Source organism: Prosthecobacter debontii (assembly GCF_900167535.1).
Classification (GTDB): domain Bacteria; phylum Verrucomicrobiota; class Verrucomicrobiia; order Verrucomicrobiales; family Verrucomicrobiaceae; genus Prosthecobacter; species Prosthecobacter debontii.
This window is the reverse complement of record NZ_FUYE01000007.1, coordinates 114,014-127,992: the sequence shown is the minus strand read 5'-3', so window position 1 is coordinate 127,992 and position 13,979 is coordinate 114,014. Positions and strand designations below refer to the sequence as shown.

General features: G+C 56.8%; 12 protein-coding genes. 8 read left to right on the top strand and 4 right to left on the bottom strand.

Annotated elements, in window-relative coordinates; all coding sequences use genetic code 11:
- Positions 1–13 precede the first annotated feature (13 nt).
- From B5D61_RS12010 to B5D61_RS11985, 6 genes are all read left to right on the top strand, one after another.
- A complete protein-coding gene (locus tag B5D61_RS12010) occupies positions 14–928 on the top strand; it encodes a LysR family transcriptional regulator (RefSeq protein ID WP_078813640.1) in 915 nt (304 codons plus the stop codon).
- Positions 929–936: 8 nt separating this feature from the next.
- Positions 937–2,052 carry an amidohydrolase family protein gene (locus B5D61_RS12005; protein ID WP_078813639.1) on the top strand — a complete coding sequence of 372 codons (1,116 nt, stop codon included), beginning with the start codon at positions 937–939 and terminating at the stop codon, positions 2,050–2,052.
- An 88-nt stretch (positions 2,053–2,140) separates the two neighbouring features.
- On the top strand, positions 2,141–3,778 hold the full coding sequence (locus B5D61_RS12000) for a right-handed parallel beta-helix repeat-containing protein (protein ID WP_078813638.1): 1,638 nt from the start codon (positions 2,141–2,143) through the stop codon (positions 3,776–3,778).
- Positions 3,779–3,843: 65 nt separating this feature from the next.
- Positions 3,844–4,842 (top strand): M23 family metallopeptidase, encoded by a 999-nt coding sequence (locus B5D61_RS11995; RefSeq protein ID WP_078813637.1) that lies wholly within the window; start codon positions 3,844–3,846, stop codon positions 4,840–4,842.
- A 133-nt stretch (positions 4,843–4,975) separates the two neighbouring features.
- Positions 4,976–5,392, top strand: coding sequence for a hypothetical protein (locus B5D61_RS11990; protein ID WP_139373221.1), 417 nt, complete (start codon positions 4,976–4,978; stop codon positions 5,390–5,392).
- Between the two features lie 75 nt (positions 5,393–5,467).
- Complete coding sequence (locus B5D61_RS11985) at positions 5,468–7,477, top strand: ATP-dependent DNA helicase (RefSeq protein WP_078813635.1); 2,010 nt, start codon at positions 5,468–5,470, stop codon at positions 7,475–7,477.
- A 20-nt stretch (positions 7,478–7,497) separates the two neighbouring features.
- Here the strand turns inward: B5D61_RS11985 and B5D61_RS11980 are convergent, their stop codons facing one another.
- The 4 genes from B5D61_RS11980 to B5D61_RS11965 all read right to left on the bottom strand — a co-directional run bounded on the left by B5D61_RS11980 (position 7,498) and on the right by B5D61_RS11965 (position 11,509).
- A complete protein-coding gene (locus B5D61_RS11980; protein ID WP_078813634.1) occupies positions 7,498–8,187 on the bottom strand; it encodes a DUF2238 domain-containing protein in 690 nt (229 codons plus the stop codon).
- Positions 8,188–8,252: 65 nt separating this feature from the next.
- Positions 8,253–10,007 carry a hypothetical protein gene (locus B5D61_RS11975; RefSeq protein WP_078813633.1) on the bottom strand — a complete coding sequence of 585 codons (1,755 nt, stop codon included), beginning with the start codon at positions 10,005–10,007 and terminating at the stop codon, positions 8,253–8,255.
- A 200-nt stretch (positions 10,008–10,207) separates the two neighbouring features.
- Positions 10,208–10,456 (bottom strand): hypothetical protein, encoded by a 249-nt coding sequence (locus B5D61_RS25715; protein WP_139373220.1) that lies wholly within the window; start codon positions 10,454–10,456, stop codon positions 10,208–10,210.
- Positions 10,457–10,525: 69 nt separating this feature from the next.
- Entirely contained in the window at positions 10,526–11,509 is a 984-nt protein-coding gene (locus B5D61_RS11965; protein WP_078813631.1) for a c-type cytochrome, read from the bottom strand.
- Between the two features lie 467 nt (positions 11,510–11,976).
- Between B5D61_RS11965 and B5D61_RS11960 the strand changes: the two genes are divergently transcribed.
- On the top strand, positions 11,977–13,314 hold the full coding sequence (locus tag B5D61_RS11960; RefSeq protein WP_078813630.1) for a DUF1501 domain-containing protein: 1,338 nt from the start codon (positions 11,977–11,979) through the stop codon (positions 13,312–13,314).
- Between the two features lie 69 nt (positions 13,315–13,383).
- Positions 13,384–13,977, top strand: a complete 594-nt coding sequence (locus B5D61_RS11955) for a hypothetical protein (RefSeq protein ID WP_078813629.1) — start codon at positions 13,384–13,386, stop codon at positions 13,975–13,977.
- The last annotated feature ends 2 nt before the right edge of the window (positions 13,978–13,979 follow it).

The following is a 13,979-nucleotide window of genomic DNA, read 5'->3' as shown; positions in this document are numbered from 1 at the left end:
CTTAACCAACTGCATGAGAACCGACCTCGATTTTCAATCCTTGGAACTCTTCATCGCCCTCGCTCGCACCAAGAACTTCACACGTGCGGCCGCCGAGATGAATCTCTCTCAGTCGGCGCTCAGCCGGTCCATCCAGAAACTGGAAGAGCAGCTCGGGCAGCCCCTCTTTGAGCGCAAGCCCCGCGAGGTGGTGCTGACCGATCTCGGTGAATTGCTCCTGGAGCGAGCGAAGGAAATCCTCAAGCTGGTGGAAGACACTTTTTCGGAGCTTTCGGATGCCACCCGCCGGGGACGCATCCGGCTGGGGGCCATCCCCACCATTGCCCCCTACTTTCTTCCCAGGTTGCTGGGCAGCTTTGCCGACAAACATCCCGAGGTCTCCGTCCTTGTGCAGGAGGATACGACGGAGACGCTGATCAAGCGCTGCGCCCAGGGGGAGATCGACCTTGCCATTGTGGCCCTGCCAATCATTGCCAAATACCTGGAGATTGAGCCGCTGTTTGATGAAGAGCTGCTGCTGGTACTACCGGTAGGCCATCCTTTGGCGGAGATGAAAGCCATTACGGTTGAGGATGTGGGGAATTACCCCTTCGTCATGCTCAATGAAGCGCACTGCCTTTCGGAAAACATCTCCAGCTTCTGCCGTCGCCAATCGGTTCAGCCAGTGACGGTGGAGCGCACCAGCCAATTGACCACGGTGCAGGAACTCGTGGCCTTGGACCACGGCGTGTCCATCGTGCCTGAAATGGCGCGCCGAATTGATCTCAGTGAGCGGCGCCTGTATCGCTCCTTCAGTGGTGAAAAACCCATCCGCACAGTGGCACTGATGTGGAATGCCTATCGGTATCAGAGCAAGGCCGTGGCAGCTCTCATGGAGCATGCACGCACACAGGCCGCCTGCTTCCAAGCTTCGTCATCTGAGAGTTGATCCCTCTCATGCCTACGCTAACTGGAGCCATGACGCTTTCCCTCCCCAAGTGGTTTGACCTGCACACCCATTTTCGCCAAGGCCCTGCCACGGCGGCTTATATCCAAGCCCACCTCGAGATGGGCTGCGCAGGAGCCCTGGCCATGCCCAATACTCAGCCGCCGGTCTCTCGGGTCTCAGGGGCGGTGCAGAGCGATGGCTGGTCGATCGAGAGTTATGCTGCGGACCTACGTGCTGCTGGTGCCGAGGCTTTTGAGCTACTCATCGTGCCACTTTACCTGACCCGCCAAACCACGGCGGCAATGATCGAAGAGGGGGCGAAATCCGGCACCCTGCGCGCCTGCAAATATTACCCTCCTCACGGCACCACGAATGCCGAGCATGGCCTGCCGATGGATGACCTCATCGGCGGCGAGGTACTCAAGGCCATGGAGCAATACGGCATCGTGCTCTGCATTCACGGCGAGCAGCATGCGCTGAGTGGCCCCGACTACATTGATGCTCAGCAGAATGCGGAGACCCGCTTTTACACCGAGCGCATGCCGCGCCTCCTCGCCGCACATCCCAAGCTGCGCATTGTCTGTGAGCATATCACCACTCGCGCGGCGACTGAGTTTGTGGCAAGCGCCCCCGCTCACGTCGGTGCCACGATCACGCCACAGCACCTGCTTTACACGCTGGGGCATCTGATCCAGGGGCTGAAGTATCACCTCTATTGCCTGCCCGTGGTGAAGTTTCAGGATGACCGGGCTGCTTTACGAAAGGCGGTGACAACTCCTGGACAGACGAAGTTTTTTGCTGGCACCGACAGCGCCCCGCACACGACGAAGGCGACCGCTTGTGGTTGTGCCGCAGGCTGCTTCACGGGAGGCTGCGCACCACAGCTGTATGCCATGGCCTTTGAAGAGGCTGGGGCGGATCTGACCATTCCTCAAGGCCAACGCCTCTTTGAGAACTTCCTCAGTCTGAATGGCCCGGCCTTCTACGGCTTCCCGGCCTCCGCTCAGCGGTTTCAGATGGAGAAAGCGGCCTCTCTGACGGCTATTCTTGAAACCCCAGCCGGCCCTGTGACACCTCTCCCCATCGGGCTCAATTTAGAGCTCACGTGGCGATTGGTAGAGTAGAATCGACTTCGCTCACATTTCGGCGAAGACGCATTTCACACAGATTTTGACGTAGCGATTCCAAAGCAACTTTCGCTAGAATCGCGACATGAAGATTCGATTCGCTCTTGCCGCTTGGGTTCTTGGTTCTGCCTCGTTCGCTCTCTCGGATGACTCTGCAATTTTGAAAGAGTGGTTAGGAGATGGCGGCAGTGTCACCATCCCGGCGGGGGAATATCATCTGGATGGAACGGCTCCCATCCCGATTGTATCCAATACCACGGTGATGGCCTATGGCGCTCGGTTCATTCTGCCCAGGGACTTGGGAGATAAAGCTCGCATCGTCGTCTTTGCCGGACAGAACCTCGAACACTTCACCTGGATGGGGGGCGAGTTTGTCGGCCAAGTGTTTGATCCGGCCAAGCAGGCCAACACTTGGGAGCCCAACGTCAATACGAAGGGCATCGAGATCACCACCGCGCAGGATGGTGCCACCCATGACATCCTATTTCGAGATGTGAAATCCAACGGCATGGCAGGTGCCGTGATCGGTGTTCACGGCCTAACCAAAAAAGGATCCGAAGGTGATGTCATCACCTATGCGGAACGTGTGGCAATCGAAAGCTGCACTCTGCTACGCAGCGGTAAATTCATGTGGGACTACGGTTACCTCTGGCAGATATTGACTTGGCCGGAGTCTTACGAGCCTTGGGAGGTGGAACGCGCCAAACAGTATTTCCGCATGGATATGATCCGGGAGAACGTGCAGATGGCGGATGGAGATGATCGGGTGGTGTTTGACAACCGCGAACAGAGCCTGCCTGTCAGCCAGCTCGATGAACCTCGGGAAGCTTTAAGCTTTCTCACGCCCCACTTGCCCAAGAACGTCATCCACGGACGCCAGTATTTCGTTGTCGAATCTCACGACGCCTTCATCAAGATCTCAGAGACGCCTGGAGGTGAACCCATCCGCTTTGAGGGCAACTCAGGAGAGGGAACTCGGCTGGCTTACAATCTCTCCGCTTGCTACCTGGGCTGGGCACCCATTGGAGCAGGCCCTGGGAAGGGAGCCTTCGACATCACCGGTGCCCGTGACGTGCGCGTCACGGGGTGTCAGCTCAGTGCCTTAGGGGATACCATGCACATCCAGGCCTGCCGTAACGTCGTCTTTGCTAACAATCACATCATGGGCTCGCGCATGGGCGCTTTCTTCCTGGCGGAGTTTTGTCAAAACGCCACCATCACAGGCAATCTGATTGATGGCACCAATGGCTCCCGTGTGATGAGTGTGGAGAAGTCCTGCACGGATGTGACCATCACGGGCAATACCTTCCGCAACGGCGGACGCGGAAGCTGGATCAATCAGCCGAAAAACTTCATCCTCCAGGGCAATGTCTTCGTGAATAACACCACCAAGAATGAACCCGACATGCGCCGTGGACGCATCGCTTATCAAACGGGGAAACCGGTGGCCTTCCCTGAACTCTACTTCACGCTCTACGAAGAAGGCGCGAGCTACGGCCCCGTCATCGTGCGGGACAATGTCTTCGCTCTTGGGGATTCAGCGCCCGAGAATGCCGTAACGTTCGCCCCCAACGGCCATGATTTGCAGATGACCGGAAACGTCTTCCAGAACAAACCTGCGACCATCGTGGTCGATCCCTCCTGCCAAAACACGCAGATCGAGGCCAATCAAGGGGCTGACGTGCGCCGTGCGGCGGTGGATTTTAATCACGGTCGCCGCTGAAAAGCGTCTTTCGAGCCACGCGAGGAAGGTTTGCGAGACGATATCTTCTCCGTTAACTGCTCCTGATGTCACGTTTCCTCCTCCCCCTCCTCATCGCTGCCGCCACAGGTGCCCAGGCACTCGATCTGCGCCTGCCTACCGACAACGGTGCTCTGCTGGTTGGAGACGGCTCCGGCTACTTCCAGTTTGTGGATCGTGACTTTGAAGGCGTGAAGTCCACCCCCTGGCAGGGTGGTCAGTTTGGCTTCGTGCGGGATGCCCGCCGTGTCGGCCAGCGCATCGCATACGCACGTTTTCATGAAGGTATGGACGTCAAACCCACGCAGCGCGATGCGAAAGGGAATCCTCTGGATGACATTCACCCCATCTTACCGGGTAAGGTCATCTATGTCACCGCCAGCGCCGCCCAGAGCAACTACGGGCGCTACCTCGTTGTGCAGCATGATTTACCGGAAGGCAGCTTTTATTCGCTCTATGCCCACCTTGCTTCAGCGAATGTTCAGGCCGGAGATACCGTCACCCACGCCAGTGTCCTTGGTCGCATGGGTTACACCGGCAGTGGCATCGATCAGCGCCGCGCTCACCTGCATGTGGAACTGAACCTTTTGTTAAACCCAGAGTTCGAAACCTGGCATGCCAGTCACTTCCGCTCGCCGAATCATCATGGCATCTACAATGGCATGAACCTGCTGGGGCTGGATCTCCAGGCTCTGTATTTGGCTCACCAGAAGAACCCCGATCTCAGCCTGAGTGACTTCATCCGAAGCAGTGAGGCTTGGTTTGAAATCACCGTTCCCTCCACGGCCAAGATGGACTTTATCACCCGCTATCCCTGGCTGAAAGACGTGCCGACGGCCCCGGTCAACGCGTGGAAAATCCGCTGCACCCGCTGGGGCCTCCCCATCAGTGTGCGTGCTGCCGATCAAGCTGCCGCTAAACCGGTGATCACCTGGGTGAAGGAAGATCCTATTCCCCACTACTACAACACACGTGGCCTCGTCAGCAACAGCGGCCAGATCACCGTCAGTGGTCTTCAGTTTGCGGAGTTGCTCTCGGGGCTGTGAGGTTGACAGAGGCTGACCCTCGAGAAAAGAAGCGATGTTTTGGAATGGCTGGCTGGTGATGGTTGCCCAGACTGAGCCGAGTCGTAGCCGACCAGATGCAACTCTGATCAGTCACCTCAGCCTTCAGCCTGCCATGAATCGTTTCGATGACTATCCCTATGGGCCGGTGTTAAGTGCGCTCAACACTCTCCTGGGTCGAGCATTTCTCGTTATCGCGGCTTCCGGTGTCGGGTTTATGCTTGGAATAGTCACGGCTTTTCGTTCGTTCAAGCCCGTCTGGCTGGCCCTCGATGAAATGATCCTCCTGGGCATCTTCTCGATTTTCTATGGCATCGGACTCTGGGTTTTCCCGCTGATCTTTCTGTTCGCTCTGGGCTTTGTCCTGCGTGAATGGCGGCTCCGCTATGCGCTGCTTTGCACGGTCTTGATGTGGGTGAACATGCACCGCACCATCCGATGGACGGAATTTGATGGGCCGATGGCTCAAACCAAGAAAGTCATTCAGGAGGTGCTCCCGGTGACTTCCCCCCAAGAAACAGCTCACAAATAGGCTTCTCTAGCCATTCATCCAGCCCCGAAGCCGTCTCCCACTTGCGCGTTTTAGCTCCCCGGCCATGGTGTGCGGATGATCAGCATTCTCGAAGCCTTAGAGGGCTCCACCGGCGGGGCCTCGCTGGCGGAGAGGATGCACGTGGCCTTCTCCACCGAGGGCAAGCTGGCGCAGTCGCCTCAGTTTGAATATCGCCCTCAGCAACAGCGCATGGCGCAGCTTGTGGGTGGGGCCTTGGAGAAGAACAAACCGCTGGTGGTCGAGGCGGCCACGGGGGTTGGCAAGTCCTTGGCTTACCTCGTGCCAGCCGTGGAATATGCGCTGCAACAAGGGCGCAAGGCGATCATCTGCACCCACACGATCAATCTCCAGGAGCAGCTCATTCACAAGGATATCCCCATCGTCAAAAAGATCGTGGGGCCGTTCCATGCAGAGCTTCTCAAAGGCCGCAGCAACTATCTATGCCCCACCCGGCTGAAGAACGCTTACTCCCACAGTGGCGATCTGTTCAGCAGCAGTGAGTCCGCCGAACTTCAGTTGATCGAGAGTTTTTTCCGAGAAAACCCGACCGCCACGCTGAGTGAGATGGATTTCACCCCTGGAGCCCGGGTGTGGTCCCTGGTGTGCAGTGAGGCTCATGCCTGCACGCCCCGGCGGTGCCCGCCAGGCAGCGGTTGTGTGTATCAGGATGTGCGGCGGCGCATGGCTGAGGCGGATGTGTTGGTGCTGAATCACACGCTGTTTTTCACCCTGCTAGCGGCGGCGGATGAAGGTCCGATCGCGGAGGATACCAACTTCATCTTTCCGCGTGACTTCGTCATTCTTGACGAGGCTCATACGATTGAAAACATCGCCGCCAAAGCCTTTGGCCTGCATGTGAGCGAATCCAACATGCGTTTCGAACTCGGGCGTCTCTACAATCCGAAGACGCGCAAAGGCTTCTTCCAGTCTTTGGGAGAGCAGGATGGCATCCGAGAGGTGTCTCAGTGCATCGGCATGGTGGAGAGCTTTTTCCGCACGGCCGAGAATGCCTGCAAGTTCAGTGGTCCCTATGCCAAAGAGTTTCGCGTGCGCGAACCCGGGCTCGTGGAGGATACCCTCTCCTTACCTTTACAGCGGGTGGCTCGCTATGCCCAGAAGGCGGGTGACGCTGCTAAGAGTGAGGGACAAAAACTGGAACTTCTAGATCTGGCCAAACGCCTGGGCAACCTGCGGGTGGCCATCAGCGCCTTCCTCGATCAAAGCGAAGAAGGTCATGTCTATTGGGCGGAGCGCAGTGGGGGGGACAACAAGGTGGTGTCCTTTCACAGCGCCCCCATTGATGTAGCACCCAAGCTGGAAGAGATCTTTTTCACGGGCACCAAGGCCTGTGTCTTCACCAGCGCCACCCTGGGGGTCGGTGATGACGAAAAGCTGAATTATTTCCGCAAACGTGTCGGTGCCTGGAAAGCTCAAGCCGCCACCATCGAAAGCCCGTTCGACTTCCAGAAGCAAATGAGGCTGTATCTGGTAAAGCGCATGCCGGAGCCCAGCCACGCGCAGTATCAGGAGGCCATGCAGGCACAGATCGAGCACTTCCTCGATCTATCTCGAGGCCGAGCCTTCGTCCTCTTCACCAGTTACAATCAGATGACTTCGATGGCGGATCGGATCGAGGATTTTTGCCTCGATAACGGCTGGCGCCTGCTGGTGCAGGGGCGCGGCATGCCTCGTCATCAGATGCTCGCCGAGTTCAAAAAAGACGTGCATAGCATCTTGTTAGGCACCGATAGCTTTTGGACCGGCGTGGATGTGCCCGGAGAGGCCTTGAGTAACGTCATCATCACCCGCCTCCCCTTTGCCGTGCCGGATCATCCAGTCACTGCCTCCCGCTTGGAGCATCTGGAGGAGCAGGGGCTGAACAGCTTCAGTGAATACAGCGTTCCCGAGGCCATCCTGAAGCTCCGCCAAGGGGTGGGACGTCTCATCCGCTCGCAAAAGGATCAAGGCATGGTCGTGATCCTGGACAATCGCATCCTGACCAAGCCCTATGGTCGCGCGTTCCTGGCCAGCTTGCCGGATTGCCCGACGGAAATTGTGGGATAACGCGTCTATAGATTGCGAGTTCAAGCCGCAGAGTTCTTCGGACTAGAAACCTTCAAACTCTCGGACCATTCACGAGCGAAGTCTCTCTGACACCGCCCATTGATGAAAGCGATCACCAACACGGCGATGAGTGCTCCGAGCCCGGCGAGGGCCATGTCCTTGTGCGCGTCCCAGACATCGCCTTGGGTGCCCAGATAAGCATTGCCGAGATCCCCCCCGAAGACCGTGGCGGCGGCCCACTCAATCAATTCAAACAAGGCTGACGAAGAGAGCATGACATCCAGGGGCAAGAAGTAGGACCAGAAGCCCTTCACTCCAGCGACCCGCAGAAAGATCTCTCGAAAGGGATAGGCGCAGAGCAAGCCGTAGAGAAAGTGGAGGAGGCGATCGAAGTGATTGCGCTGCCACCCCATCATGGCATTGAACGTCTCCCCCGTGAGGGCTTGCCACCAGGCGTCATACGGCACCTTTTCATAGGTGTAGTGAGCCCCGACTTCGTGGAGGCAGAGAAAGATGAAAATGAGCGTGTGAGAGACCCGGGAAAACAGCCGTCGTTTCCAGCCCCATATCAACAAGGTAAAGGCTGGAATCAGCAGGACATTTTCCAGTATCCAGTCGTGCCGATACCAGGGCTTCACTGCGAGGGCGATCCACCAAACGACAAACAGGCCTAACAAGGTCAGGCCGTGTTTTTCATAACTTACTTTCATGGGCAGCAGTTGCTCTTTTACTGGAGCTTGAGTTTGCTGCCCAGCTTTTTAAATGGCTCGCTGGCTCACTTCGCCTTGCTTGGTGCCATGGCTTTGAACTCCGCCAGCATTTCTTGGATCTTCTTGCGAGTGGCTTTGAAATCAGGACTGGTCTTGTCCATCTTCGCCGATTGAGCGTTGAGTGCCTTGATTTCAGCGCCAAGGATGCGGCGTTTTTCTTGGTTGGACCTGCCCCCTGTTTCAGTCGCAGTGACTTCGACATCATTCCAATCATCGGTGCGGAAGACAGAGGCTGGCAAGCCTTCACCATTGATGAGGTTAGCACCTTCAGGGTTAGAGGCCCATGCGTAACGGACAGCGACGGGTTGAGGCACGGCGGGGTTGCTGACCACGACTTGATCTTTGCCTTTGACCGAGGCGTCGGCCCAATGCCAAACACGATCCGCGCCTGCGATCTCGAAGCGTTTCAGAGGACCTCCGTCCCGGCTTTTCAATCCGGCACCGACGTGGTCAAAAGTGATCTGCATGGCTCCATCTTTAACCTTGCTGCTGCGATACAGCGGGCTGCTGTGGAGAATATCACGACGATAATCCTTGGCCAGAGCCCAGCGTGCAAGACGTTCACCTGGAGTCTGTTTGTCTTTGGGGTGAATGTCATTCGCTTCGCCCACATCATTGATCACGGCCATCCCGGTTTTCGGAGTGGTTTCCAGAATGTGGCGCATACGATCTTGCAGAAGCGGCCAAGGGTCAGGTGTGCCTGGGGCGGTGGAAGGTTCACGATAGTTTGCCAGTTGAACGAAATAGAAGGAGAATTCATCCTTCCAGCGTTGACGCCAGTCGCGGATCATCAGAGGCAGGGTCTGGTCGTAAGGCACGGCTCCAGCTTTGGCGTTGCCCTCACCTTGATACCAGATGGCTCCACGCATCGTGTAGCCGACAAAGGGGTGGATCATCGCATTGTAGAGCACCCCAGGTTTGCCCTCGGTCAGGAGAGGGGGCTTGGGCGCGGCAGGCTTCTTGGGGAGGCGTTTGCGATCGTCGGCGGGTTGGCCCTTCGCGGCTGCCATCGTCGCCTTCCACTGCTCCAGCCGTTTTTCATAGGCGGCTTGGGCTTGAGGCGGATCATAAGTGGCGGCTTCTTCCATCAGCTTATCCACCATGGCTTTCGTGCCCGGAAGCGTGTTCAGCGCTTCGCGGCTGGTGAAAGTTTCCACCGGTTTACCGCCCCAGGCGGTCTTAATGACGCCTACAGGCACACCTAACTCTTGATGCAGTTTGAGCGCGAAGAAGAAAGCCACGGCGGAATAGCTAGGCACGGTTTCCGGGCTGCAAAGGCTCCATGGTCCCTCGATGTCGGCCTGCGGTTTTTCGGCGGTCACCAGAGGCGCATTGAACATGCGCAAGCCTGGGTAGTTCGCTTTCGCCATGAGCGCCTCATATGCAGGCACGCGGTCCATGGTAAAATACATGTTGGACTGTCCAGAGGCCAGCCAGACCTCACCCACCAGCACGTCGGAGACCTTCACGTTCTCGCCGTGACTCGTGACGGTCAGTTCTGCGCCTTGTGCATCCGCCGCTCCGGTCGGGATCTGCGTTTTCCAATGACCGTTGGCATCCGCTTTCGTGGTGGCTGACTGATCTTTGAAGCGCACGGTGACCTCGGCTTGGGCGTCGGCTTGGCCCCAGATTTGAGCTGCACGCTCACGCTGCAAGACCATGTGATCGCTGAAGCAATGAGGCAGAGAGAGTTCCGCAAAAGCACTGACGGGCAGGCTGACGGAGAGGATGACAAAGAGATGGAGCAGGGGAAACTTCATGTCGGCAGAGTCCCTTCTGAACGATCAAGGTTTCAAGACCTTGCGAAACAAGGTGACCCGATCGAGGCCAAAGGCCTTTTTTCAGCTCTTCGTCGGTATAACCACATTTTTGCAGTTCCGTGGTGACAACTTTTCAGCAATCCACGTGTCCACCGGTCTAACACCGATGGGCACGAGAGTGAGAGGGAACACCCAACAGCTTAATGGTAGTAGCCCCGATGATAACGCGAGTGACGGTAGTGACCGCGATGATAATGACGATGGTCATGGCGGTTATTACTTTCCGCTAAACCATACGCAAGAAGACCCACAGCAGCTGCGCCAAGCACAGCTCCTTCCGGAGTGACGACGGTGCGGGGATTGCCATACGCGTCGTAAGCCGTTGTGCAGCTCACCGCGGAAGACATCAAAACGACAGGGAGGACGAAACGAAGGAAAATAGCTTTCATGTCATTTCTGACGAAAGCCTGTTCCTCCGCATTCAATCGCGGATGAGAAACTTCATCGAGCAGAGATGCTCACTTACTGGTCACCGTCCATCGTTCGACCCCATTTTCTTCGGCGGGGAGGGTCTTCAAAAACTCGTAGATGGCCCCCAGATCTTCCTCGGTCATGGTGGCATACATGGTCCATGGCATGACGGTTTGCATTTCGCCTTTCATCATGTCCACGGGTGTGGCCTTGAAGCGGTCAGGTGCATAGGCTTTGAAACGATCGATGAACATCTGCTTCGTCCAAGCACCGATGCCGGTCGTTGGGTGTGGCGTGATATTCGGTGAACGCAGTACACCCGCAGGCATGGCAAATTCAAAGCCGCCTGCGTAAGGTTTGCCGACAGGAGTGCCCTTTTCCATCTTGGTGTGGCATTCGGTGCAGCCGGCTGCATTGGCCAGATAACCGCCATAGGCGACCACACCCGACTTATTGGGCAACGCCATTGGCTGAGCGGGTTGGGGCATGAGATGCATGATCACATTCACGGGTGGATCGGCTTTAGACGGTGCCGGGCTGCTCTGAATGGCTGGCAGACTGCGCAGATAAGCGATGATACTGTAGATGTCCTCCGTGGCCATTTTACCATAGGCAGGATAAGGCATGATGGGAAAAAGCGGGTGGCCATCTTTACTCACCCCACTGGTGATGGCGCGATAAAGCTCGCCATCACTCCATTCCTTCAATCCATGGGGGGTGATGTTAGGCGAGATGAAGGAGCCCGGGAAATTCATCTTTTGATCAAAGAGCTCGCCTCCAATTCCGAGCGTGCCGGGTTTGAGCGGGGCGGAGAAAGTGCCCCAGTCTCGGGTGCTGTGGCAGTCCATGCACACTGCCACACTGTGGGCGAGATACTTGCCTCGCTCGACTCGCTCGGGAGTGACTGCCACTTTCAGGTCTGCCTGAGCAGGGATGTTAGGCAGGAAGCGGGTCACATAGAAGAGGAGACCGCCAATTGCCACGGCGATCAGGACGAAGAGACCGCAGATGACTTTCAGGAGTTTTTTCATTCAGGCCTGCTTAGCTAGATGAGCTGTTAGACCTTGCAAGCGACAAGTGAGTCCCAGGGGGGCGTTTTAAAATTCGGGAAGGGCTCGTTGAGTCAGAACGGAGGTCGGGGCAAGACGCGAGCGCCGGGCCTGTATCCTCGGCGATCTTGGCCCAGTGAAGCAACGCCGCCAGGCCTTCGTTCTGACTCAACCCGAAGGGCCGTGAGCGAGGTGCCGAAGAGCTGCGTCGAACGCCTCGGAGCTATGTTCCCATAGCCCCATCGGCGTTCGGCTTGCTCTTCAACACCTTCTCACGGGCGAGCCTCACCCGAATTTTAAAACGCACCCCAGGCGAGATGCATGAGACTGGCGCAGAACCGTGCATTTCTTGTGAACTGTTGGCCTCAGGTTGGCAGACTCCGTCCTCCCGGCAAAAGATCCGGATGGGCTGCGTAATCGGCTTTCGAAGCCTTCCGAGACGACACTTTATGAAAATGCATCCTTTGTGCAGTGGACAACACAGCAACCCTTTTGCCGCCTCGCAACGCCGTCGAGACTTCTTGCAGGTGGGTGCTCTCGCGGGACTGGGGATCACCTTACCGCAGTTACTCAAGCTCCAAGCCGGACAGATGGCTCTGCCCCCGGTCGAGACCTACAAGCCAATCGCCACCTCCATCATTCATATCTATCTCCCGGGTGGCATGGCCCAGCATGAATCCTGGGATCCCAAGCCCTTTGCCTCCCCAGAGTATCGCGGCCCATTCAATCCCATCAAAGGAGTCACCGGGGAGTACGTTGGGGAGAAGTTTGCCAAGACAGCTAAGATTCTGGATAAGATCAGCCTCATTCGCTCGGTGACCCATGGCGAGGCGGCGCACGAACGTGGCACTCATAACATGTTCACAGGGTATCGCCCGAGTCCTGCGATCAAGTTTCCTAGCTTTGGCAGCATCATCTCTCATGAACAGGGACCACGAAACAATCTGCCCCCTTATGTGGCCATCCCAGGTGTCATTGCACCGGATCAAGGCAGCGGTTATCTGAGCAGCGCTTACGGTCCTTTTGCTCTGGGCAGTGATCCCGCCTCTCCAGGTTTCACCGTGCGTGACTTGGCCACGCCCCAAGACATTGATGATCGCCGGTTTGAACGACGACGCTCTTTGTTAGCCACTGTGGATGAGCATTTCCGCCATCAGGAAAAATCAGACAGTGTCGAGGCCATGGATAGCTTCTACAGCGCGGCTTACAGCCTGATCACTTCCAGCCAGGCTCGGGAGGCTTTCAATCTCAATGCGGAATCGGCCAAACTAAGGGATGAATATGGACGAACCAGTGCCGGTCAGCGCTTTCTCCTCGCGCGTCGCTTAGTGGAAGCGGGTGTGCGCATGGTCTCTGTGAATTACGGAAGTTGGGATCACCACTCGAATATCAAAGGCTCCTTCGAAAGCCAAGCCGTGCAGTTCGACCAAGCCTTTGCCCGCCTGATTCGCGATCTCGATGAGCGTGGCATGTTGGACACAACCCTGGTGCTGGTGAGTTCCGAGTTTGGGCGCACGCCGAAGATCAACTCCACCAATGGGCGAGATCACCATCCTCGGGTCTTCTCTGTGGCGATGGCGGGTGGCGGCGTGAAGAAAGGTTTTATCTACGGTAAATCCGATGCTCTGGGGGCTGAGCCGGATGAAAACCCCGTTGGGCCGGAGGATCTCGCCCGCACCATGTATCGGCTTTTGGGGATTAACTCGCAAAAGCGCCTCATTTTGGAAGGCGTGCGCCCGATTGATATCGTCAATGGCGGCCGACTGATTGAAGAGTTGATCGCGTGAGTGCTTTCATGTGGGTGACCTATTTTGCAGGCTTGCCAAGTGGGTTCAGGACGATGTTTGCTAGGCACCATGGTTTTCTCCCACACACTTCGTCGGGCCATTCTGGCGCTCGCTCTGATGGCAGGTTCATCCGCTCAAGCCGAGCAGTTCGTCCTGTTTGATGTTACCTTCCCTTTCACGAAGGAGCAGGCAGACAACGCCAAGCCAAACCCTTCGCATTATTATGTGAAAAGTGATCGGATCAATCCCGAGCGTCCCAAGGACTGGACCTCCCCCGTGGATTATCGCAATGGCACCGTGCACCTGCGTTTGGAGGTGCTGGAAAAGCCGACGGGGGATGAGCCTACGACCTGGAGCATTTGCTACATCCCTTACAAAGGCCAAGACCACGGGTATGGATGCTTCAATGCCGGGGTCTATACCAAACCAGGTCTCTACGAGAAGGACGTGCCCATGACCAGCTTTTGGCAAAACGACAACATCATTTGGAGTGAAGGCATCAAGGAGATGCATCTCGTGATCAAGGACAACAGCGGCGGCAAGGGCCATGCCCACAAGCGCCCCGATCACGAAAAGTTCTTCCCTACCAAAGTGCGCTTTACGGTCATCCAGGTTTCCCAAGGCTCGACTTACAATCCGAATTTGATTCCTGGGTTGAAATAACC

What these genes read in the sequence shown, in the direction of transcription:
- B5D61_RS11995 (WP_078813637.1), top strand. Translation starts at nt 3,844, where the DNA reads ATGTCACGTTTCCTCCTCCCCCTCCTCATCGCTGCCGCCACAGGTGCC.
- B5D61_RS12010 (WP_078813640.1), top strand. Translation starts at nt 14, where the DNA reads ATGAGAACCGACCTCGATTTTCAATCCTTGGAACTCTTCATCGCCCTC.
- B5D61_RS12000 (WP_078813638.1), top strand. Translation starts at nt 2,141, where the DNA reads ATGAAGATTCGATTCGCTCTTGCCGCTTGGGTTCTTGGTTCTGCCTCG.
- B5D61_RS11990 (WP_139373221.1), top strand. Translation starts at nt 4,976, where the DNA reads ATGAATCGTTTCGATGACTATCCCTATGGGCCGGTGTTAAGTGCGCTC.
- B5D61_RS11960 (WP_078813630.1), top strand. Translation starts at nt 11,977, where the DNA reads ATGAAAATGCATCCTTTGTGCAGTGGACAACACAGCAACCCTTTTGCC.
- B5D61_RS11965 (WP_078813631.1), bottom strand. Translation starts at nt 11,509, where the DNA reads ATGAAAAAACTCCTGAAAGTCATCTGCGGTCTCTTCGTCCTGATCGCC.
- B5D61_RS11980 (WP_078813634.1), bottom strand. Translation starts at nt 8,187, where the DNA reads ATGAAAGTAAGTTATGAAAAACACGGCCTGACCTTGTTAGGCCTGTTT.
- B5D61_RS12005 (WP_078813639.1), top strand. Translation starts at nt 937, where the DNA reads ATGCCTACGCTAACTGGAGCCATGACGCTTTCCCTCCCCAAGTGGTTT.
- B5D61_RS11985 (WP_078813635.1), top strand. Translation starts at nt 5,468, where the DNA reads ATGATCAGCATTCTCGAAGCCTTAGAGGGCTCCACCGGCGGGGCCTCG.
- B5D61_RS11955 (WP_078813629.1), top strand. Translation starts at nt 13,384, where the DNA reads ATGGTTTTCTCCCACACACTTCGTCGGGCCATTCTGGCGCTCGCTCTG.
- B5D61_RS25715 (WP_139373220.1), bottom strand. Translation starts at nt 10,456, where the DNA reads ATGAAAGCTATTTTCCTTCGTTTCGTCCTCCCTGTCGTTTTGATGTCT.
- B5D61_RS11975 (WP_078813633.1), bottom strand. Translation starts at nt 10,007, where the DNA reads ATGAAGTTTCCCCTGCTCCATCTCTTTGTCATCCTCTCCGTCAGCCTG.